At 66.8% G+C, this 21,373-nt stretch carries 20 protein-coding genes and 2 pseudogenes; 13 read left to right on the top strand and 9 right to left on the bottom strand.

All coding sequences use genetic code 11. From position 1 onward, the window contains the following. Positions 1–201 precede the first annotated feature (201 nt). The 3 genes from ACZY0R_RS17195 to ACZY0R_RS17185 all read right to left on the bottom strand — a co-directional run bounded on the left by ACZY0R_RS17195 (position 202) and on the right by ACZY0R_RS17185 (position 2,978). On the bottom strand, positions 202–1,734 hold the full coding sequence (locus ACZY0R_RS17195) for an ammonium transporter (RefSeq protein WP_488859857.1): 1,533 nt from the start codon (positions 1,732–1,734) through the stop codon (positions 202–204). 31 nt (positions 1,735–1,765) lie between these two features. Continuing rightward, the gene (locus ACZY0R_RS17190; RefSeq protein ID WP_006159494.1) at positions 1,766–2,104 is read right to left on the bottom strand and encodes a P-II family nitrogen regulator; all 339 of its coding nucleotides are present in this window, start codon (positions 2,102–2,104) and stop codon (positions 1,766–1,768) included. Positions 2,105–2,168: 64 nt separating this feature from the next. Further along, complete coding sequence (locus tag ACZY0R_RS17185; protein WP_488859854.1) at positions 2,169–2,978, bottom strand: TorF family putative porin; 810 nt, start codon at positions 2,976–2,978, stop codon at positions 2,169–2,171. Positions 2,979–3,355: 377 nt separating this feature from the next. Between ACZY0R_RS17185 and ACZY0R_RS17180 the strand changes: the two genes are divergently transcribed. The 4 genes and pseudogenes from ACZY0R_RS17180 to ACZY0R_RS17165 all read left to right on the top strand — a co-directional run bounded on the left by ACZY0R_RS17180 (position 3,356) and on the right by ACZY0R_RS17165 (position 5,280). After that, positions 3,356–3,619: an accessory factor UbiK family protein gene (locus ACZY0R_RS17180; protein ID WP_045236107.1), complete on the top strand. Its 264-nt coding sequence runs from the start codon at positions 3,356–3,358 to the stop codon at positions 3,617–3,619. A 123-nt stretch (positions 3,620–3,742) separates the two neighbouring features. Then, positions 3,743–4,627: pseudogene (locus ACZY0R_RS17175) on the top strand (ATP-binding protein); the annotation flags it as partial. Between the two features lie 55 nt (positions 4,628–4,682). Beyond that, positions 4,683–4,748 (top strand): annotated as a pseudogene (locus ACZY0R_RS17170) (ATP-binding protein); the annotation flags it as partial. 61 nt (positions 4,749–4,809) lie between these two features. Then, a complete protein-coding gene (locus tag ACZY0R_RS17165) occupies positions 4,810–5,280 on the top strand; it encodes a magnesium chelatase subunit ChlI family protein (protein ID WP_488859852.1) in 471 nt (156 codons plus the stop codon). 24 nt (positions 5,281–5,304) lie between these two features. On the opposite strand, the gene ACZY0R_RS17160 is transcribed toward ACZY0R_RS17165, so the two are convergent. From ACZY0R_RS17160 to ACZY0R_RS17150, 3 genes are all read right to left on the bottom strand, one after another. Continuing rightward, positions 5,305–5,475: a hypothetical protein gene (locus tag ACZY0R_RS17160; protein WP_200876850.1), complete on the bottom strand. Its 171-nt coding sequence runs from the start codon at positions 5,473–5,475 to the stop codon at positions 5,305–5,307. A 105-nt stretch (positions 5,476–5,580) separates the two neighbouring features. After that, positions 5,581–6,231: a LysE family transporter gene (locus ACZY0R_RS17155; RefSeq protein ID WP_488859849.1), complete on the bottom strand. Its 651-nt coding sequence runs from the start codon at positions 6,229–6,231 to the stop codon at positions 5,581–5,583. A gap of 75 nt (positions 6,232–6,306) precedes the next feature. Continuing rightward, positions 6,307–6,951 (bottom strand): hypothetical protein, encoded by a 645-nt coding sequence (locus ACZY0R_RS17150; protein WP_488859847.1) that lies wholly within the window; start codon positions 6,949–6,951, stop codon positions 6,307–6,309. A 236-nt stretch (positions 6,952–7,187) separates the two neighbouring features. Here ACZY0R_RS17150 and ACZY0R_RS17145 point away from each other — a divergent pair, with 236 nt between their 5' ends. The 3 genes from ACZY0R_RS17145 (at position 7,188) to ACZY0R_RS17135 (ending at position 10,616) form a co-directional block, all read left to right on the top strand. Then, complete coding sequence (locus tag ACZY0R_RS17145; RefSeq protein ID WP_488859845.1) at positions 7,188–7,622, top strand: thioredoxin fold domain-containing protein; 435 nt, start codon at positions 7,188–7,190, stop codon at positions 7,620–7,622. A 137-nt stretch (positions 7,623–7,759) separates the two neighbouring features. Next, entirely contained in the window at positions 7,760–8,314 is a 555-nt protein-coding gene (locus ACZY0R_RS17140; protein WP_045236111.1) for a TlpA disulfide reductase family protein, read from the top strand. A gap of 184 nt (positions 8,315–8,498) precedes the next feature. After that, the gene (locus ACZY0R_RS17135; RefSeq protein WP_488859843.1) at positions 8,499–10,616 is read left to right on the top strand and encodes an ATP-dependent helicase; all 2,118 of its coding nucleotides are present in this window, start codon (positions 8,499–8,501) and stop codon (positions 10,614–10,616) included. A gap of 23 nt (positions 10,617–10,639) precedes the next feature. On the opposite strand, the gene ACZY0R_RS17130 is transcribed toward ACZY0R_RS17135, so the two are convergent. The 3 genes from ACZY0R_RS17130 to ACZY0R_RS17120 form a co-directional block, all read right to left on the bottom strand. Next, entirely contained in the window at positions 10,640–11,956 is a 1,317-nt protein-coding gene (locus ACZY0R_RS17130; RefSeq protein ID WP_488859841.1) for a sigma-54-dependent transcriptional regulator, read from the bottom strand. A gap of 8 nt (positions 11,957–11,964) precedes the next feature. Then, a complete protein-coding gene (locus tag ACZY0R_RS17125) occupies positions 11,965–13,950 on the bottom strand; it encodes a sensor histidine kinase (RefSeq protein ID WP_488859839.1) in 1,986 nt (661 codons plus the stop codon). An 82-nt stretch (positions 13,951–14,032) separates the two neighbouring features. Beyond that, positions 14,033–15,334, bottom strand: coding sequence for a dicarboxylate/amino acid:cation symporter (locus ACZY0R_RS17120; RefSeq protein WP_488866000.1), 1,302 nt, complete (start codon positions 15,332–15,334; stop codon positions 14,033–14,035). A gap of 412 nt (positions 15,335–15,746) precedes the next feature. Here ACZY0R_RS17120 and ACZY0R_RS17115 point away from each other — a divergent pair, with 412 nt between their 5' ends. From ACZY0R_RS17115 to ACZY0R_RS17090, 6 genes are all read left to right on the top strand, one after another. After that, positions 15,747–16,067 carry a (2Fe-2S) ferredoxin domain-containing protein gene (locus ACZY0R_RS17115; protein ID WP_488859837.1) on the top strand — a complete coding sequence of 107 codons (321 nt, stop codon included), beginning with the start codon at positions 15,747–15,749 and terminating at the stop codon, positions 16,065–16,067. Positions 16,068–16,154: 87 nt separating this feature from the next. Then, positions 16,155–16,799, top strand: a complete 645-nt coding sequence (locus tag ACZY0R_RS17110; RefSeq protein ID WP_488859835.1) for an alpha/beta hydrolase — start codon at positions 16,155–16,157, stop codon at positions 16,797–16,799. A gap of 72 nt (positions 16,800–16,871) precedes the next feature. Further along, positions 16,872–18,080 carry a D-alanyl-D-alanine carboxypeptidase family protein gene (locus ACZY0R_RS17105; RefSeq protein ID WP_488859833.1) on the top strand — a complete coding sequence of 403 codons (1,209 nt, stop codon included), beginning with the start codon at positions 16,872–16,874 and terminating at the stop codon, positions 18,078–18,080. Positions 18,081–18,096: 16 nt separating this feature from the next. Continuing rightward, a complete protein-coding gene (locus tag ACZY0R_RS17100) occupies positions 18,097–18,402 on the top strand; it encodes a YbeD family protein (RefSeq protein WP_488859831.1) in 306 nt (101 codons plus the stop codon). Between the two features lie 295 nt (positions 18,403–18,697). Then, entirely contained in the window at positions 18,698–19,891 is a 1,194-nt protein-coding gene (locus ACZY0R_RS17095) for a class I SAM-dependent rRNA methyltransferase (RefSeq protein WP_488859829.1), read from the top strand. Positions 19,892–20,386: 495 nt separating this feature from the next. After that, positions 20,387–21,364, top strand: a complete 978-nt coding sequence (locus ACZY0R_RS17090) for an NAD(P)H-dependent flavin oxidoreductase (RefSeq protein WP_045236117.1) — start codon at positions 20,387–20,389, stop codon at positions 21,362–21,364. Positions 21,365–21,373 lie beyond the last annotated feature (9 nt).

The following is a 21,373-nucleotide window of genomic DNA, read 5'->3' as shown; positions in this document are numbered from 1 at the left end:
CCCCTGAAAACAATTGAAGCTTTTTAAGATCGGATTTAAGCACTTTGCGAAGAACAGTGCCGCCATCCCGGCCAATGACGGCAGGATGCGCCCCGATACCGCCACAAAGCGGGCGCCTGAATGAAAAAAGCCCGGCACAAGGCCGGGCGAAACTCCTGAGAGAAGATTCCCAATCAGCTCTCCAGCACAACACCTTTACAATCAGGCTTCATACGCGGTCTCGCCGTGCGAGGTGATATCCAGGCCCTCGCGCTCTTCTTCTTCCGGCACCCGCAGGCCGATCAGCATATCCACCAGCTTGAAGGCCACGAAGGCCACCACGCCCGACCACACGATGGTGGTGAGCACGCCTTCGAACTGGATCCACAACTGGCCCATGATCGAATAGTCGTCCGCCACCTTGTTGGTCACGTAGTCGTAGATCCCCGTGCCGCCCAGGCTCGGCGAGGCAAACACGCCGGTCAGCAACGCACCCAGGATGCCGCCCACGCCGTGCACGCCGAAGACATCCAGGGAGTCGTCCATGCCCAGCAGCTTCTTCAGGCCGGTCACGCCCCACAGGCACAGCAGGCCAGCGGCGATACCGATCACAATGGAGCCCATCGGGCCCACGAAGCCGGCCGCCGGGGTGATGGCCACCAGGCCTGCCACCGCGCCCGAAGCGCCGCCCAGCATCGAGGGCTTGCCCTTGCTGATCCATTCACCGAAGGTCCAGGACAGCACTGCGGCGCAGGTCGCCAGCAGCGTGTTGACGAAGGCCAGCGCGGCCGAACCGTTGGCTTCCAGCGCCGAACCGGCGTTGAAACCGAACCAGCCGAACCACAGCAGCGAGGCGCCGACCATGGTGAAGGTCAGGCTGTGCGGACGCAGGGCCTCACGGCCGAAACCGATGCGCTTGCCGAACATGAAGGCACCCACCAGGCCAGCGACGGCTGCGTTGATGTGCACCACCGTGCCGCCGGCGAAATCGAGCGCGCCCTTCTGGAACAGCCAGCCAGCCTTGGCGGTGGCTGCGGTACCTGCTGCCGCGTCGGTGTACAGGTCAGGACCGGGCCAGAACCAGACCATATGGGCCATCGGGATGTACGAGAAGGTGAACCACAGCACCACGAACACCAGCACGGCCGAGAACTTGGCGCGTTCGGCGAAGGCGCCAATGATCAGGCCGCAGGTAATGGCCGCGAAAGCGCACTGGAATGCGAAGTAAGCCAGTTCTGGCACCACCACGCCCTTGCTGAAGGTGGCAGCCACGGCATCGACGTTGAGCCCCTTCATGAAGAGCCGGTCGGTGCCGCCAAAGAAGGCGTTGCCCTCGGTGAAGGCGAAGCTGTAGCCGTAGATGGCCCACAGCAGCGACACCAGCGAGAAGATCACCAGGCACTGCATCAGCACCGACAGCATGTTCTTCGAGCGGACCAGGCCGCCGTAGAACAGTGCCAGGCCCGGCAGCGTCATCAGGATCACGAAGGCCGTGGAAACCAGCAGCCACGCGGTATCGCCCTTGTTGGGCACCGGTGCCGGCGCTGCGGCGGGAGCGGCAGCATCTGCAGGCGCAGCCGCCGCTGCCGCGGGAGCAGGGGCAGTTGCAGGTACGGCGGTGGCAGCGGCCGGCGCGGAGGCTTCGGGCGCGGGCTTGTCCTGCGCCACGGCGTGGGTGGACAGGCCGATGCCGGCCGTGCCCAGGGCCAGCGCCACGGCGCCGGTTGTCAGGATGCGCTTGAACCAGGATTTCATTGTGATTAACCTCTTGTCGTTGGGCTGTGCGTCACAGCGCGTCGCCGCCGGTCTCGCCGGTACGAATGCGGATGACCTGCTCGATGGGCGCGACAAAGATCTTGCCGTCGCCAATCTTGCCGGTCCGCGCCGATTTCTCGATCGCCTCGATGGCCCGATCGACCACGTCGTCCGGGACGGCCACTTCGATCTTCACCTTGGGCAGGAAATCCACGATGTACTCCGCGCCCCGGTACAGTTCGGTGTGACCCTTCTGGCGACCGAAGCCCTTGACTTCAGTCACGGTGATGCCGGACACGCCCACATCCGAGAGCGCTTCGCGCACCTCGTCGAGCTTGAACGGCTTGATGACGGCGATGATCAGTTTCATCCGATTTCTCCTCTGAGCGGGACGGCCCGGCGTGCGTCCGGCGCCCGCTCAACCTGATGCGTGTTTAGAAAGTCTTGGTGATTGAAGCCCAGGCCGTCGCCTTGCCGACATAGCGGCCGGACGTATTGGTGTAGACCGAGTTGTGGGCATTGGTGTCGATATAGGCGATCGCCAGTGCGAAGCCTTTGCCCAGGTCCTTGGTCAGCCCCAGCTTCCAGTCCGTGTACGAGGCGCTGTTCACGTGTTTCACGTTCTGGTAGCCCACGTGGGCATTCAGCGTCAGGTCCCAGAAATTCAGCGGCACATTGGCCGACAGGTCGGCGTAGTAGCTGTACTTGCTGTCGGCGAATCCGAACAGGTTGGTCAGCGCCTGCGAATACTTGAAGAACACAGGACCGTAGCCGGCGCCGACATACACTTCCGTGGTGTACGGGCGCGTAAAGCCGTTCGGGTAGTCGCCCGGGTAGTAGTACTGCAGCACGCCTACGTCATAGTTCCACTCCAGGCCGCCCAGCGTCACCGTGTTCTTGAAGCCGCCGTAGAAGTCCATCTCGATCGGCGCCGAGACTTGCGGATTGCTGTCACCGAGCCAGCTGATGCTCGAGTTCCAGTTGCCCACGTAGAAGCCACTCGAATGCGCGTAGTCAAACCCGCCCTGGATGGCCGGGCGGCGGTTGGTCTGCATCAAGCCGCGATAGCGATACTCACTGGCCAAGGTCACGTTGGCGGTGAAGGTGTGCGGCGAGGCTTCGGCGGCGGCAGCGGCGTCGGCAGGTGCACCGCCCTCCTGCGCGCTGCTCTGGCCGAATGCTGCGGGGGTGAGCCCGCAAAGCACAACTGCACTGGCGCTGACTGCAAGGGCCAACTTCTTCATGGGTTTGCTCTCCTTTTCCTCTGGCTCGGTATTTGTGTGTTTAAGAAGGATCTGCGAAACGACACTCCCGCCACCATTACTGCAACTGCCGTGCCAGGCTGAAAACGATGATTACAAATTATTATTTGTGCCCATATAGACGCTTTGAATGACTGTACTGGCTAGCTCCCGGCGAGCGCAGTAACGTTAAAAGGTGTTACCAGCCCGCGCCGGCGCTTTCCCGGCGACGCCTGAAGCGCGATAATCGGCCCATGCCGGCGGCAAGTGCCGTGCGCGCACCGCCTTCGTCCGCACCCCATTACGGTGCACCGCGATGCTGCACGCCGAATCCGCTCACCCAATTACACGCACCAAGGCGGTGCAAAAGGAGAATCACAATGAAGCCCACCGACCTGTTCAACGATTTCCAGGCCAAGATCAGCGAGGCCTTGCGCAACTCGCCCGCCAAGGACATCGAGAAAAACGTGCGCAGCATGATGACGCAAGGGTTTTCCAAGCTCGACCTGGTCACCCGCGAGGAATTCGATGTGCAATCGCAGGTGCTGGCGCGCACCCGCGCGCGGCTGGAAGAACTGGAAGCCCGCGTGCAGGCGCTGGAAAGCCGCGCGGCAGGCGGGTCCGACACGCCTGTTTCCGGCTGAAGCCCTTGCTGCGCCGCACGCTCGCCCAGGTGGTCAGATGAACCTGGGCCAAGATCCCGACCGATGGCCGCCGTATTCCGGCGGCCATTTTCGTTAACACATCCTTGACGCTTTCGGAGTGAGATGAGCCTCGCACTGCTGCGTAGCCGCGCGTTGACCGGCCTTGAGGCACCGCTGGTATCGGTCGAGGCGCACCTGGCCAACGGCCTTCCCGCCTTCACGATCGTCGGGCTGGCCGATACCGAGGTGCGTGAAAGCCGTGAGCGGGTCCGCCCGGCCATCCTCAACAGCCGCTTCGAGTTTCCCAGCCGGCAACGGTAAACCTGGCCCCCGCGGATTTGCCCAAGGAATCGACGCTTCGACCTGCCGATCGCACTCGGCATCCTGGCCGCCAGTGGCCAGGTCCCGCTGGACGGGCTGGATGCCAGCGAGTTCGCCGGCGAGTTGTCGCTATCCGGGGAGTTGCGCCCCGTGCGCGGGGCGCTGGCCATGGCAATGAGCCTGGGGCGCGACAACGCCGCGCGGCAGATATCGGGCGCAGGCCCGCCCCGAACTTTCGTGGTAGCCGCAGAAAATGCTCCGGAAGCCGCCTTGATCGACGGGGTCACGGTCTACGGAGCACGCTCCCTGCTGGAAGTCTGCGCCCACCTGGGCCCCCTGCCGGAAGCCCGGCTGGCGCGTGCGGAACCGCTTGCGCAGATCGGCGAAGGCGAGCCCGCCGGTCCGGACATGCGCGACGTCCGAGGCCAGCCGCAGGCGCGCCGCGCCATGGAAATCGCGGCCGCTGGACAGCACTCGGCCCTGCTGGTCGGACCGCCTGGCACTGGCAAATCCATGCTGGCGCAGCGCTTTCCCGGCCTGCTGCCGCCGATGACGCTGGAGGAAGCGCTGGAATCCGCCGCGGTGCAGAGCCTCACCGCCGCCGGCTTCCACCCCGCCCGCTGGCGCGAGCGGCCCTACCGGTCGCCGCACCACACCGCTTCGGCGGCGGCGCTGGTGGGCGGTGGCAGCAACCCTCGCCCCGGCGAGATCTCGCTGGCCCATCAAGGCGTGCTGTTCCTGGATGAACCCGGAATTCGACCGCCGGGTGCTGGAGGTCCTGCGCGAGCCCCTCGAATCGGGCCGCGTCACCATCTCGCGCGCCACGCGCCAGGCCGACTTCCCCGCCCGGTTCCAGTTTGAGGGCCGCCATGAATCCGTGCCCGTGCGGCTACCTGGGACACCCGTCGCGTCCCTGCCGCTGCACGCCGGACCAGGTGCTGCGCTATCAGTCCAGGCTGTCGGGGCCGCTGCTCGACCGGATCGATCTGCAAGTGGAGGTACCTGCCCAGGATCAGCGCGAAATGCTCGATGGCCCTCCCGGCGAGTCCAGCGCCGAGGTGCGCCAGCGCGTGCTGGCCGCCCGCGCCCTGCAGCACGCGCGCCAGGGCAAACCCAACGCGGCGCTCTCAGGACGTGAGATCGACGAGCACTGTCCGCTCACGCCCGAGGCGCAAGCCTTGCTGCGCGGCGCCATGACCAAGCTGGCCTGGTCGGCGCGCGCCTATTTCCGGGCGCTGAAGATCGCCCGCACGATTGCCGACCTGGCGGGAGCCGAGCTATTGCAGCCCAGCCATGTGGGCGAGGCCATCCAGTACCGGCGGGCGCTGCGCACGCCGTAGCAACGGCGCGCGTCCGGTTCGCACTCAGCCACGCCGGGGCGGAGGCACCGCCACCGGCGGCTCCGTCGGCGGCGGTGGGTGTTCGATGGGTGGGAGATCGGGCGGAATGCCCGGCGGCGGCGGCTCCTCGTCCGGCGGCACGGTATGGGCCGGGCGTGCATGCAACCTGGCCTGCAGGGTGGAAGAGCTTCGCATTGCTTACCTCCGCTTGGGTCGTCCTACCTATTGAAGCAAACGCACCTGCGGGAAGCTAGCGCCAGATCGGCAGAGCGGGCCGGCGCGGATGCCGGCCCCGCTTCTTCAAGCCGGATGGCGCCGGACGAAGAACAGCGCGGTGCCCACGGCCACCAGCACGCTGCCGAAGATCCGGTTCTGCCAGCGCACCGCGCGCGCATTGCGGAACAGGCCGCGCATGCGCGAGGCCAGCAACGCGTAGCCATGCATCACCACCAGGTCCACGGCGCACATCGTCACGGCCAGGATGGCGAGCTGGGGCGCGAGCGCATGGGCCGGGTCGATGAACTGCGGCAGCACCGCGACCATGAAGATGATGCCTTTGGGATTAGTCACATTGGTCAGGAAGCCGGTGGCGAAACGGCGGCGCGGACTCAGCGCGGCAACGCGCGGCGCCTCCTGGCCCTGCGCCGCCTCATCCGGGGCGCTATCCACGCGGGCGCGCCACTGCTGCACGCCGATGTAGATCAGGTAGAGCGCACCGATCGTCTTGACCACGGCGAACGCATGCTCGGACGCCAGCAGCAGCGCGCCCAGGCCGCCGCCCGCCACCAGCAGGATGATCACCAGGCCGGTCTGCAAGCCGAAGATCGTAGTGGTGGTCTTGCGCAGCCCGTACGACAGGCCATGGCTCATCGATAGCACCGCCCCCGAACCCGGCGAAACGGCAATCACCCAACAGGCCGCGAAATAAGCCAGCCAAACTTCCCAACGCATGAATGAACTCCCTTGAACGGACTGATCGGCCCGCGCATTGCGGGCCGGCTAAAGCGCAATAAAGCTCGGTAGCGCTTAAAACGGATGAAAACCGGTGAGGAACTGGTCGACCTGCTCCGCCTGGCGCTGGTCGCGCGCGGCATCGCCGGCCTCCAGCACAACCGCCTGGTAGACGTGCACACCGGAAGCCACCAGCCGCGCCGTCAGCCTGCGAGGCGACTGGTCCTGCGGCGAGACCGCAGCCACCTGCACCTCCACGCCGTCAAGCGCCACGGCGGGTGTCGCTGCCGACATCACCTTCACCTTGCGCGTCTTGACCGCTTCCGCGGGGTGGGGACCGAGGTTGCCAAGCAACCCCGCCTGCATCGATTCAAGCGCGGCCTGCCGCATCGCGGCATCGTCGGCGGGCAAGGTCACCACGCCAACGGCGAACAGGGTTTCGTCGATCCGGGCCGCGTCCATCGTCATCGGCAGCTTGCGCCCGGCAATGGCCACTTCGCGGGCGGCGCCGCTTGGCTTGCCCGGATAGAGCGCGGCGTACGCGCCTTCGTTGGACTGAATGGTGCGCCAGTCATAGCGCGGCGAGCAGGCGATCAGCGTGGCGCCGAGCGCGGTCACGGCGAGGGCGGTAGCAAGCGAGGACGGTAACAAGCGGGAAAACCGGCGGTGGGACATCTCGGCAGTGGGTACGGCAGCGTGCGGCAACGGTTCGGCGGACATTGCCGGGGACAGTGCCCGGGATTGTGCGATCCCGCATCCTGGGCGCGCGGGCGCGGCACCACGGATGCGGACGGAAGCCGCTATTATCGGGGAACCTGCGTGCCAGCGCGCATCCACATTGCCAGCCCATGCAAATCCCGTCGCCAGGCCTCCCGTCAGTCCCGTCCACGCCGCAACCGCGCCGGACGCCCGCACGCCGTGCATTGCGCACCGCGGCGGCGGTGATGGGTGCCCTCATGGTCACGACAAGCCATGGCGCCTTGGCCGCCAGCACCCACCTGCCCGCGGCAACCGACCTGGCCGCCCAGGCCAAGGCAGCGGCCACCCGCGGCGAACCGCTGGTGGTGCTGGTCACGCTGCCCGACTGCGTTTACTGCGAAACCGTGCGCCGCAACTATCTCGGCCCGCAGGCCGCGGCGGGCGAGATCGTGGCGCGGGAGCTCGACATGACCGCCAACACGCCGCTGCGCAATGCGGATGGCAGCATGACCACGGCGCGTGAATGGGCCCGCAGCCGCAACGTGACGGTGGCGCCCACGGTGCTTTTCCTGGACGCGCGCGGCCGCTCGCTGGCCACCCCGTTGCGCGGCATGCAGCCTGACTTCTACGGTGCCTACCTGGAACAGGCGCTGGATAAGGCCCGCTCGGCGCTGGCCGCCACGCCGGACTGAACTGCGGGGCGGACGGCCCACCATCCACGCCCGCGCTGCGGCTAATCGCCGCAGCGCGGGCGCCTCCATGCACGCATCCGGCAGCGCCGCGGCAGCGGCAGTAGAATAGCGGCTTGTCTGACCTGTCGGCGAGCATCATGACGACCTCCACTTCCCCAACCGCCCCTCCCGCGGCAAGCCCGGCCCGGCGCAAGCTCTGGCCCGCGATCGCCGCCGTGCTGCTGGTTGCCGTGCTGGGCTGGTTCGGCTACCGCGCCATCGCCCCTGCCAATGCGGCACCGCCCGCCACCTTCACGCTGCTGTCGGGCGAGAAGGTCAGCACCGCCGATCTCAAGGGCAAGGTCTACCTGGTCAACTTCTGGGCCACCAGTTGCGTCACCTGCGTCAAGGAAATGCCGGACATGGTCAAGACCTATGACAAGTTCAAGGACAAGGGCCTGGAGTTCGTGGCGGTGGCAATGAGCTACGACCCGCCGATGTACGTGATGAACTATGCGCAAACCCGCAAGTTGCCGTTCAAGGTGGCGATGGACTCCGACGGCGCGGCGGCCAAGGCTTTCGGCGAGGTGCAACTGACCCCGACCACCTTTGTGATCGATAAGGACGGCCGCATCCTAAAGCGCTATGTCGGCGAACCGGAGTGGGATGCGCTGCACAAGCTGCTCGACGGCGCGCTCGCCAAGGCGGCCTGATCCGCGCAGCCCGCCCGAATCCGCCAGAAAGGTGCCTTCCATGGCACCTTTTTTATTGCGGCAGCCTCCACGCAACGGCCCCGGCCTTGCACAGTTCGCCTGTATGGATATACAGTTACCGGCAGTTTTCCCCGCCCATGCCGGCCAGCGCACTTGCACGCCCGGCATCCCCAAAGGCCCCGCCGTGTTACTCGACCCCGATCCCAGCGCCGTGCTTTGCGATGCACCCGCCAACAGGCAGGATGCCTGCGCCACGCCCGCCTACCTGTCCACCCTGAACCCGGAACAGCGCGCGGCCGTGACCCACGAGCCCGCCGCGCCGCTGCTGATCATCGCCGGCGCCGGCTCGGGCAAGACCAACACGCTGGCGCACCGGGTCGCGCACCTGGTGCTGGGCGGCGCCGATCCGCGCCGCATCCTGCTGCTGACGTTCTCGCGCCGCGCGGCGTCGGAGATGGGGCGGCGGGTCGAGCGCATCGTGGATCAGGCGCTCGGCATGCAGACCTCCGGCGCGGGCCGCGCCGCGCTGACGTGGTCGGGCACCTTCCACGCCATCGGCGCGCGCCTGTTGCGCGAGTACGCCGAGACGCTCGGCCTGTCGCCCAGCTTCACCATCTGCGATCGCGGCGATGCCGCCGACCTGATGAATGTGGTGCGCCATGACCTCGGCCTGTCCGCGCAGGCCTCGCGTTTCCCGCGCAAGGAAACCTGCCTGTCGATCTACTCGCGCGTGGTCAACACGCAGGCCCCGCTGGAAGACGTGCTCAAGCAATGGTTCCCGCGCTATGCCATGTGGACGGATGCGCTGCGCGGGCTGTTCGCCGGCTATGTGGAGGCCAAGCAGAAGCAGCAGGTGCTCGACTACGACGACCTGCTGCTCTACTGGGCGCAGGCCCTGGCCGAACCCGTGCTGGCGCAGGACATGGGCGCGCGCTTCGACCATGTGCTGGTGGACGAGTACCAGGACACCAATGCGCGGCAGGCCGCCATCCTGCTCGCGCTCAAGCCCGACGGACGCGGCCTGACCGTGGTGGGTGACGATGCCCAGTCGATCTATGCCTTCCGTGGCGCCACGGTGCGCAACATCCTCGATTTCCCCGGACAGTTCACACCGGCCGCGGACGTGGTCACGCTGTCGCAGAACTATCGCTCGACCCAGCCCATCCTGGCCGCCGCCAATGCGGTGATCGGCCTGGCGGCCGAACGCTATACCAAGGACCTGTGGTCCGAGCGCGGCTCGGCCGAGAAGCCGGAGATCGTCGTGGTCAACGACGAAGCGGACCAGGCCCGCTACGTGGTCGAGCAGGTCCTGGCGCGGCGCGAGGCCGGGCTGGCGCTGCTGTCGCAGGCCGTGCTGTTCCGCGCCGCCGACCACAGCGCGCAGCTCGAGATCGAGCTGGTCCGGCGCAACATCCCCTTCGTCAAGTTCGGCGGCCTGAAATTCCTGGAAGCCACGCACGTAAAGGATGTGCTGGCGGTCGTGCGCTGGCTGGAAAATCCGCGCGACCGCATGGCGGGCTTCCGCAGCCTGCAGCTATTGCCCGGCGTGGGACCAAAAACCGCCGCGCGTGCGCTGGACGCGGTGGAAATCGCCACCGAGCCGCTGTTCGCGCTGGAATCCTTTGATGCACCGCCGGCCGCTGCCGAGGCATGGCCCGATCTGCTGGCGCTGGCGCGCAGCCTGATGGCGCCGGCCGCGCCGTGGCCCTCCGCCTTCGAGCAGGTGGTGGCGTGGTACCAGCCGCATCTGGAACGCCTGCACGACGACGCTCCCGCACGCGCGGCCGATCTCCAGCAACTGGAACGGATCGCCGCCACCTACGCCTCGCGCGAGCGCTTCCTGACCGAACTCACGCTCGACCCGCCGGATGCATCGAGCGACGAATCCGGCGTGCCACTGCGCGACGAGGATTACCTGATCCTGTCGACCATCCACTCGGCCAAGGGCCAGGAATGGAAGGCGGTCTACGTGCTCAACGCCGTCGACGGCTGCATGCCTTCGGACCTGGCCACCGGCACCACCGAGGAAATCGAGGAAGAGCGCCGCCTGCTGTATGTGGCGATGACCCGCGCCCGCGACCACCTCGACATCGTGGTGCCGCAGCGCTTCTATGTGCACCAGCAAACCGGCTACGGGGATCGCCACGTCTACGCTTCGCGCACGCGCTTCCTGCCCAACCGGGTGATGCCGCTGTTCCACAGCCGCGCCTGGCCGCCGCCCCCGCCGGTGGCGGACGCGCCAGCCAGGGCGCCGTTGCCCAGGCTCGACCTGGCCGGGCGCATGCGGGATATGTGGCGTTGAGCCGCCGTTGACAGCAGGCTGCCCTACAACCCGTAGCGCTTGATCTTGTCGTACAGCGTGGCCTTGCCGACCTGCAGCAGGTCCGCGGCCTGGCTGACCGCGCCGCCGGTGCGTGCCAGCGTATCGGCGATGACAGCACGCTCGTAGTGTTCCATTCGCTCCTTGAGCGGCGTGGAGTCATCGGGCGCATCGGCGCGCGTGCCGCCCTCCGGCACGCCCAGCACCAGACGGTCGGCGGCGTTGCGCAACTCGCGCACATTGCCGGGCCAGGCGCGCTGCATCAGCGCCTGGCGCTGCAGCTCGGAGAGGATAGGAGCGGGGCGCTGGTAGCGCACCGCCGCCACCAGCATGAAGTGCTCGAACAGCGGCACGATATCCTCGCGCCGCTCGCGCAGCGGGGGCAGCGGGATGGTGACGACATTGAGCCGGTAGTAGAGATCCTGGCGGAACGTGCCTTGCGCCACCAGCGCCTCCATATCCCCCTTTGCCGCCGCCACGATGCGCACATCGATCCCGATCGACGCATTGGACCCGAGCCGCTCCAGCGTGCCCTCCTGCAGCACGCGCAGCAGCTTGACCTGCAGCGCCAGCGGCATGCTTTCGATCTCGTCGAGGAACAGGGTGCCGCCCGAGGCATGCTCGAGCTTGCCCACGCGGCGCTTGCCGGCGCCGGTGAAAGCGCCCGCCTCGTGGCCAAACATCTCGCTCTCGAAAATGGCTTCCGGCACCGCGCCGCAATTCAGCGCGACGAACGGTGCTTGATGCCGGGGCGACAAGGCATGAAGGCTGCGCGCCACCAGCTCCTTGCCGGTGCCGGTCTCGCCGTTGATCATCACCGGCACGTCGGTGGCGGCCACGTTGGCCACCAGCATGCGCACCTGCTCGATGGCCGGAGAGCGCCCGATGATACGGGTGCCCGCGGCCGGGCCGGCCAACTCGCGCCGCAGGGCGCGGTTTTCCAGTTCGAGCGCGCGCCGTTCCAGCGCGCGGCGCACGGTCTCGGTCAGGCGGTCGGCGCCAAAGGGCTTCTCGATAAAGTCATAGGCGCCTTCGCGCATGGCTTGTACCGCCATGGTGATGTCGCCGTGGCCGGTGACCAGGATCACGGGTACGCCCGGCGCCGCGTTGCGGCAGTGCTGCAACAGGTCCAGGCCACTGGCGCCGGTGAGCCGCACGTCCGTCACCAGCACGCCGGGAAATTCCGGCGACAGGTGCGGCATGGCGGCTTCGGCCGAAGGCAGCGCCAGCACGGAGAAGCCAGCCAGCTCCAGGCTCTGCGCGGTAGCCTGGCGTACCAGGGGTTCGTCTTCGACGAACAGGACACGCAATCCGTCTTGCATGGCGATGCTCACTCAGTATGGGTGGGGGAGGTGGATCTTGGCGCGGCGCGGGGCGCGGCGCCATCGGGCGCAGGTGCGCGCCGCAGCACCACCACGAATTCGGCGCCGCCATCCGGCTGGTCGGCCGCGCTCAGCTGGCCGCCGAATTCGCGCACGATGGAGGTGGAGATGGCCAGTCCAAGGCCCAGGCCCTGGCCGATTTCCTTGGTGGTAAAGAAGGGTTCGAACAGCCTGGGCAAGACGTCGGCCGGAATGCCGGTGCCGTTGTCGCGCACCGCGATGCTGACGGTGTCGCCGTGCTCGCTAACCGCCACTTCCACGCATGGCGCATCCGGCGCAGCGGTGGCCAGCGCATCCAGCGCGTTGCCGATGAGATTGAGCAGCACTTGCTCAAGCTTTAGCTCGTCGGCCCACACCGCAGGCCCGGGCGGCTGCGACAAGCCCTCCACCCTTAGCGTGACGTGGGCGAGCCGCGGCGCCATCAGCGCCAGCACGTGATCCAGCGCGGCGCGCACATGCACCGCGTGGCGGCGCTGGCGCGCCTTGCCGGCGAACAGCTTGAGCTGCCCGGTGATCTTGCCCATGCGTGCCGTGAGATCGGCAATGGCGGCCAGGTTGTCGGTCACCGCATCAAACTTGCCGCGCTCCAGCAGCACGCGGGTGTTGTCGGAAAAGGTGCGCAGGGCCGCCAGCGGCTGGTTCAGCTCATGGGTAATGCCCGCCGCCATCTGGCCCAGCGCCGCCAGCTTGCTGGCCTGCACCAGTTCGTCCTGTGCCGCGCGCAGTTCGCCCTCGGCGCGCGTGCGTTCGGCCACTTCGGCTTCCAGTTGCTCGTTGATGGCCATCAGGTCAGCCGTGCGCGCCTCCACGCGCCGCTCGAGTTCGTCGTAAGCGGCTTCGAGCAGGCGCCTGCCGTATTCGATGTCGCGCGCCCGCTGGCGGCGCTGGCGCCAGTTGAACAGCAGCAGGCACATGCAGGCATAGGCCAGCGCCGCGCCCACGGTGACATTGCGCGCGCTCGCCAGCACCGGGTCCAGCGAGGCCATCACGTGCATGGTCCAGTCGGCCGGGCCCACCTTGCGGCTGATCTCGAGGTAACGCTCGGCGCTGCCACCTGTGCCGATGCGCACCAGCCGCGCGCCCTCGCCCAGCACCGTATGGCCGAGCCAGCGCGTGACCGGCGATTGCAGCGCCTCCAGCGGCAGCGGCTTGACCGCCTGGTCGTGGTACTGGCGGGTGCGGTCCAGCTCCTGCTGCAACTCGGGCGGCAGCGGCCGCAGCGTGCGGTACTGCCAGGCCGGCACCGAAGAAAGGAAAACCACGCCGTGGTCATCGCTCACCATCACCGGCTCGGCGCCGCCGGCGCCCGCGCGCTGGAACCACTCCAGGTTGAGCTTGACCACGGTCACGCCCACCACCCGGCTGCCCACCTTCACGGGCTGGGCGATGTAATAGCCGGGTTCGTCGCTGGTGATGCCGATGGCGTAGAAGCGCCCGACCTCCCCGCGCGAGGCGATCTGGAAATAGGGGCGAAAACGATAGTCGGTGCCGACGAAACTGCCCGGCTGGTCATGGTTGCTGGCGGCCAGCGCCAGGCCGTTGGCGGCGATCACATAGGTGGCCGAGGCGCGCGCGCGGCGATTGACGTCGGACAGGTAGCGGTTGGCCGCCGCCACCCGCGCGGGATCGGCGGGCGCGGCCAGCAGGTCGTGAACGAAAGGATGGAGCGAGACCAGCGCGGGAAGGAACTCGTAGCGGTCGAGCGTGCTTTCCAGCGTGGCCGCGTAGCGATCGGCGCGGGTCGCCGTGGTCTGTTGCAGGCCATCGACGCCGCGCTGCACCGAAACCAGCCAGGTCAGCGAGCACAGCGCCAGCAGGCCGACGATCAACGCCGCGGCAAAGCCTCGCCAGCTTCCGCCGCCATCGCCCGGCGCATGCACCAGGCGGGCGGAAGCGGGATCATGCACAGCGAGGAAATCGTCGGAATGTGACATCGGCGCACGCGAAGGGACACGCGCCGATGATACCCGCTGGCGGGCGGCGCCGGCTGGCGCCGCCGCCCCGGAGGCCGGGACCTCAGCGGGCGCCGGCGCCGGCTTCGGCAAGTTCGTCCGTTTCATCGCCGCCAGGGCGCAGCGCGCGGTCAAGCTGCACGCGGTCAAGTTCATGCTCCCACGCCGACATGACCACCGTCGCCACGCCGTTGCCGATGATATTCGTCAGCGCACGGCATTCGCTCATGAAGCGGTCGATGCCCAGGATCAGCACCATGCCCGCCACCGGAATATCCGGCACCACAGCCAGCGTGGCGGCCAGCGTGATGAAGCCGGAGCCGGTCACGCCGCTGGCGCCCTTGGAGGTGATCATCGCCACGCCCAGGACGGTGAGCTGCTGCAGCAGCGTGAGCTCGATGCCGGTGGCCTGGGCGATGAAGAGCACCGCCATGGTCATGTAGATGTTGGTGCCATCCAGGTTGAAGGAGTAACCCGTGGGCACCACCAGCCCCACCACCGATTTGGAGCAGCCCAGTTTTTCCAGCTTTTCCATCAGGTGCGGCAGCGCGGCTTCCGACGAGCTGGTGCCCAGTACGATCAGCAGTTCTTCCTTGATGTAGGAGATGAAGCGGAAGATGTTGAAACCCGTCAGGCGCGCCACCGTACCCAGCACCACCACCACGAAGACGATCGCGGTGAAGTAGAAGGTGCCGATCAGCTTGAGCAGCGGCACCAGCGAACCGAGGCCGTACTTGCCGATGGTGAAGGCCATCGCGCCGAACGCGCCGAGCGGCGCCACCTTGGTGATCACATGCACGATGTGGAAGAACACCTTGGATACCTGTTCGACGAAGTCGAACACGATCTTCGAGCGGTCGCCCATCGCCGCCAGCGCCGAGCCGAAGAACAGCGAAATCAGCAGGATCTGCAGGATGTCGCCGTTGGCGAACGCGCTGACCATCGTGTCCGGGATGATGTGCATGAAGAACTCGACCGTGCTCTGGCCGTGCGCCTGCGTCACGTATTGCGAGATCGCCTTGGTGTCGAGCGTGGCCGGATCGATGTTGAATCCGACGCCCGGCTTCAGTATGTGCGCGGACAGCAGGCCGATCAGCAGCGCAAAGGTGGAGATCACCTCGAAGTACAGCAGCGCCTTGCCGCCCACGCGGCCCACCTTCTTCATGTCGCGCATGCCGGCGATGCCGGACACCACGGTACAGAAGATGATCGGCCCGATGATCATCTTGATCAGCTTGATGAAGCCGTCGCCCAGCGGCTTCATTGCAATGCCCGTAGCGGGCCAGAAGTGCCCGAGCACGATGCCCACCGCGATGGCGAATAGCACCTGCACGTACAGGATCTTGTAGAAGGGTTTCCTCATGATGTCGTCCTCGGTATTTTGACCGTGCCCGCCGCCGCAGCGGCGGCAGGTTCGCGCGCCCTGCAAATGGAACGCGTCTGCCTTAGTAATCGCAACCGCCATGCCAGCCCGTCACGCCGCGCCAAGTCCCTGATTTCAAAGGGAAGCTGGAAAAGCGGCCGCGCGTTCACTCCGGCTTTCCGGAAATCCGGAAAATGCGCGTCCGGGGATCCGGACGATCCAGTCCGCGCGGGTGCGCGCTACGCCACCCATGCCGGCGGCACGGCGCCCGCGGCATCTAAGCCGGGGCCCAAAGCGTCGAACCGCCCCGCTTCACACCGTATAATTCAGCCCTTCCACCCATTCCCTGGCGGCCGGCGCGCGCCCGGGGCACCTTTGCCTTGCGGTGCCGCAAGCCGCCGAACGCCCACCACGCATGAGCAGCTACTACGAGCACCATGTTTTCTTCTGCCTCAACCAGCGCGAGGATGGCGGCGCTTGCTGCGCTGACCACAATGCGAAGGCCATGCAGGAATACGCCAAGAAACGCTGCAAGGCGCTCGGCATCAGCGGCGGCGAAGGGCGGGTGCGCATCAACAAGGCTGGCTGCCTGAACCGCTGTGAACTCGGGCCGGTGCTGGTGGTCTATCCCGAGGCCGTCTGGTACACCTTCGTCGACGAGCATGACATCGACGAAATCATCGACAGCCATCTGGTGGGCGGCAAGCCGGTCGAACGCCTGATGCTCGATCGCTGACCGGCGGCCACGCAGATACGCTGAACCGATAAGCCGCTGAACCCCGGGCGCAGCCGCGCTTTAGCCAGTCACCCGCTTCCTGTTTCCATGAACGCGCATACCCAGGTACTTACCGTTGCCGGCCCAGCCGGCGCCATCGACATTTCGGTCGACCTGCCCCAGGCCGGCGCCCCGCGCGGCCTCGCGCTGGTGGCCCATCCGCATCCGCTGTTTGGTGGCACCAAGGACAACAAGGTGGCGCAAACGCTGGCGCGCAGTTTCGTGCAGCTGGGATACGCCTCCGTGCGCCCAAACTTCCGTGGCGTCGGCGGCACCGCGGGCAGCCATGACAACGGCGTGGGCGAGCAGGACGACCTGCTGGCGGTGATTGCCTGGATGCGCACCCAGGCCGCGTGGTCGCCGGATGCCGCCACGCTGCCGCTGGCGCTGGGCGGCTTCTCCTTCGGCAGCTTCGTGGCAAGCCATGTGGCCCGGCGCCTGGCCGAGGCCGGCACGCCGGCGCAGCGCCTGGTCATGGTGGGGACCGCCGCCAGCCGCTGGGAAGTGGCCACGGTGCCGGCCGACACTATCGTCATACACGGCGAGCAGGATGACACCGTACCGCTGGCAAGCGTGTTCGACTGGGCCCGCCCGCAGGAACTGCCTGTGATCGTGATCCCCGGCGCCGACCACTTCTTTCATCGCAAGCTGCACCTGATCAAGCAGCTCGTCGTCAATGCGTGGGACCAGTGACGGGAGCGGCGCGCCGCCCTGCCATGTCACCGGATGCATTCCCCGCCCCTTTTTTTTGTCGGAAACTGAAACATGTTGAATAGAGCCACGCCGCTTTTCGCGTCCGCCAACACGTCCGCCATCGTCACCGCCGCCATCGTCGGCGCGGCCACGGTACTTGCCTCAGCGCCCGTGCGCGCCCAGGGCGTGCCGATGCCGCAGGTCGCGGCCAAGTCCTGGATGCTGTACGACGTCACCAGCGGCCAGGCCCTGGCTTCGCAGAACGCCGATGCGCGCATCGAGCCGGCCTCGCTGACCAAGCTGATGACCGCCTACCTGGCGTTTGCCGCTATCAAGGAAAAGCGCCTCACGATCGACCAGACCGTGGTGCCGACCACGCTGGTCCTGAAGGTCAAGAGCGACGAATCGCGCATGTTCCTGGAGCCCAACAAGCCGGTGAGCGTGCGCGACCTGCTGCTGGGCCTGATCGTGCAGTCGGGCAACGACGCTGCGCTGGCGCTGGCCGAAGCGGTAGGCGGCTCGGAGGAAGGCTTCGTGGCGATGATGAATCGCGAAGCACAGCAACTGGGAATGAAGAACACCCACTTCACCAACACCGACGGCATCCCCGATCCGAACCACTACACCACGGCCATGGATCTGGCCACGCTGACCACGCGCATCATCAAGGACTTCCCCGAGTACTACAGCATGTACTCGCAGAAGGAATTCACCTACAACAAGATCCGCCAGCCCAACCGCAACCGCCTGCTCTACATCGACCCGACCGTGGACGGCGTCAAGACGGGCCACACCAAGTCGGCCGGCTACTGCCTGATCTCCTCGGCCAAGCGTCCGCTGGCCAATGTGCCGAACGGTTCGCGCCGCCTGGTCTCGATCGTGATCGGCACCACCACCGAAGCGGTCCGCACGCAGGAAAGCCTGAAGATCCTCAACTACGGCTTCCAGTTCTTCGACACCCTGCGCCTGTACGACCGCGGGCAGGTGCTGGCCACGCCGGAGATCTACAAGGGCAAGGAATCCACCGTCAAGATCGGCGTCAAGGACGAAACGTACATCACCGTGCCAAAGGGCACGGGCGGCCGCATCAAGCCGGTGCTGGAACGCCAGGAACTGCTGCTGGCCCCGATCGCGGCCGGCCAGCAGGTCGGCACGGTCAAGCTGATGGACGGCGCCACCAAGGTGGCCGAATTCCCGGTAGTGGCGCTGGAAGACGTGCCCGAGGCAGGCTTCTTCGGCCGCCTGTGGGATACCATCCGCCTGTGGTTCAAGCGCAAGTAAGTTGGAGGGCCTTGAAATGAGCAACGACAAGTCCGACCAGGGCAAGCCGGGCAACGTCCCGCCGCGCGAGTCGCTGATCGAGTATCCCAGCCATTTCCCCATCAAGGTGATGGGCAGCATGCAGGATGGCTTCGCCGAAGCCATCGTGACGCTGGTGCAGGGCTTCGATCCCGACTTCCACGCCGGCAAGATGGAAATGCGTCCTTCGAGCAAGGGCAACTACCTCGGCCTGACCGTCACGGTATGGGTCACCAGCCGCGAACAGCTCGACGACCTGTACCGCGCGCTGACTTCCCACCCGATGGTGAAGGTGGTGCTCTAAGCGGTTGGGCGGTGTAGCGGGCCGGCCAGCTTGCCACAATCCTCCCGCCATGCACTGCGTGGCTCCCCTCTCCCGCCTGGCGGGAGAGGGGCTGGGGGAGAGGGCGGGCGTATCCAATGTTACCGTGCTGGACAAGAACTTGGCTCTGCTCGTTGTGGCTCCTGGCTAAGCCACCCCTCTCCCCGCCCCTCTCCCCCTGAGGCCCCCTGAGGGGAGAGGGAGTAACAACAATCAGGCACTTCGGACCGGGTTGGCCTATTCGCCCGGCTTCGTCTGGCGCCTAAAACAACAAACCATGAACACCATCACCCTCAAGCCCGGCAAGGAAAAATCCCTGCTGCGCCGCCACCCCTGGGTCTATGCCACCGGCGTGGACACCATCGAAGGCCGCTGTGAATCCGGCAGCACCGTGATCGTGCGCGCCGCCGACGGCCGCTTCCTGGCGCGCGGGGCCTACAGCCCTAGCTCCCAGATTCGCGTGCGGGTGTGGAGCTTCGACGAAAACGAGCCGGTCGATCACGCCATGTTCAAGCGGCGTGTCTCCGCCGCCGTCGCCCATCGCAAGCAGTGGGTCAGGGACAGCGACGCGGTGCGCCTGGTGTTCGGTGAAGCCGACCGCCTGCCTGGACTAATCGTCGATTACTACGGCAGCGGCGCGAACGGCCAGCTGGTGTGCCAATTCAACGCCGCCGGCGTCGAAGCGTGGAAGGACGCGCTGGTGCAGGCGCTGGTCAAGGAAACCGGCTGCCCCAACGTGTACGAGCGCTCCGACGCCGCCGTGCGCGAACGCGAAGGCCTGCCGCTGGTGACGGGTGTGCTGGCCGGCGCCGAACCCGATCCTGAACTCAGCGTGACCGAACACGGCGTGCGCTACTACGTGGACGTGCGCAGCGGCCACAAGACCGGCTTCTATGTCGACCAGCGCGACAACCGCAAGCTGGTGGGCGACCTCGCCAACGGCCGCGAGGTGCTCAACTGCTTCTGCTACACCGGCGGCTTCTCGCTGGCGGCGCTGCGTGGCGGCGCCACCGCGGTGACCTCGATCGACTCCTCCGGCGAAGCACTCAAGACCGCCGCTGGCAACGTCACCCTGAATGGCTTCGACCCCGAGCGCGCGAGCTGGCTCGATGCCGATGTATTCAAGTCGCTGCGCCAGTTCCGCGCCGAAGGCCGCCAGTTCGACCTGGTGGTGCTGGACCCGCCCAAGTTCGCGCCCTCCGCCCAGCACATCGACCGCGCCGCGCGCGCCTACAAGGAAATCAACCTGGTCGGCCTGCAGTTGCTGCGTCCGGGCGGCCTGCTGTTCACCTATTCGTGCTCGGGTGCGATCAGCATGGAGCTGTTCCAGAAGATCGTGGCTGGCGCGGCTACCGACGCCCGTGCCGATGCGCGCATCCTGCGCCGCCTCTCGGCCGGCACCGATCACCCGATGCTGGCCGCCTTCCCCGAAGGCGAGTATCTCAAGGGCCTCCTGCTGGAAAAGATCTGAAATCCGGGCGCCTCGGCCAAGGATGAACGGCGCCCGCGTGCGCCGTTTTTCATGGGCAAGCCAGGCGCGCGCAACGGTCATCCCGCCTTCACGCGAGCGTCTTCGGCTCGTCACAAACGCCACCTATAGTCCGGTGTGCGGACGCGGCATTGGCAGGTGCCCTTCCGCCTCTTCCTATCAGTCTTCGTGGTAGTTGGCCCCGCGGCGTAGCGGGGTTTTTTTTGCTCCGGCCGTTTGTCGGCGACGAAGCGATGAGCCGTCAACGGAAGGACATGGCAGGGCACCCCATGTGCATCCGCTAAGTGGCAGCGTCCGGTGCCGCCATGGCCAGGCCGCCCGGCTTCGCCAATGCCGCCGGTCGTCTATGGTGAAGAGAGAGCGATCACCGCGGCGTAGATTGCCCCTTCTAACGCCCGCAAGCCGAAACTCCCTATAATCGAACGATCGTTCATATCCAGGGCGCCACCGGCGCCCGTACGTGGTCCAGGAGACGCCATGCCCGCCGCCAAACAACTGCCCCAGGTCCTGCAAAACCTGGCGCTGCCCGTGATTTCCTCGCCGATGTTCATCGTCAGCTACCCCGAGCTGGTGCTGGCGCAGTGCAAGGCCGGCATCGTCGGTTCCTTCCCCGCGCTGAATGCGCGCCCGGCCGAGATGCTGGGCGAGTGGCTCACGCAGATGGAAGAGGAACTCGCCAGCTTCCGCGCCGCCAATCCGGACAAGCCGGTTGGACCGATCGCGGTCAACCAGATCGTGCACGTCTCGAACGCGCGGCTAGAGCACGACATCAAGGTGTGCGTGGACCACAAGGTGCCGATCTTCATCACCTCGCTGCGCGCGCCGCCCAAGGAGATGATCGACGCGGTGCACAGCTATGGCGGCATCGTGCTGCACGACGTCATCAGCATCCGCCACGCCGAGAAGGCGATCGAAGCCGGCGTGGACGGCCTGATCCTGGTCGCGGCCGGCGCCGGCGGGCATGCCGGCACGCTGTCGCCGTTCGCGCTGGTGGGCGAAGTGCGCAAGATCTTCGACGGCGTGATCGCGCTGTCGGGCTCGATCGCCAACGGCGAATCCGTGCTGGCCGCGCAGGCCATGGGAGCGGACTTCGCCTATGTGGGCACCCGCTTCATCGCCTCGCAGGAAGCGCACGCCAGCGAGACCTACAAGCAGTCGATCACCACCTCCGCCGCGGCCGACATCATCTACACCAACCTGTTCACTGGCGTGCACGGCAACTATATCCGCGAGAGCATCGAGGCGTCGGGGCTGGATCCCGAGAACCTGCCCGTGGCCGACAAGACCAAGATGGACTTCTCCAGCGGCGCCTCCAAGGCCAAGGCATGGAAGGACGTGTGGGGCGCCGGCCAGGGCGTGGGCCAGATCCACGACATCCCCACCGCCGGCGAAATCGTGGCGCGCATGAAGGCCGAGTACAACGAGGCCCGCGCCCGCCTGGGGCTGGCGGTCTGAGCGCAATGT

The sequence above is a fragment of the Cupriavidus sp. F041 genome (assembly GCF_057814235.1).
This window is presented reverse-complemented; position numbering and strand designations above follow the sequence as displayed.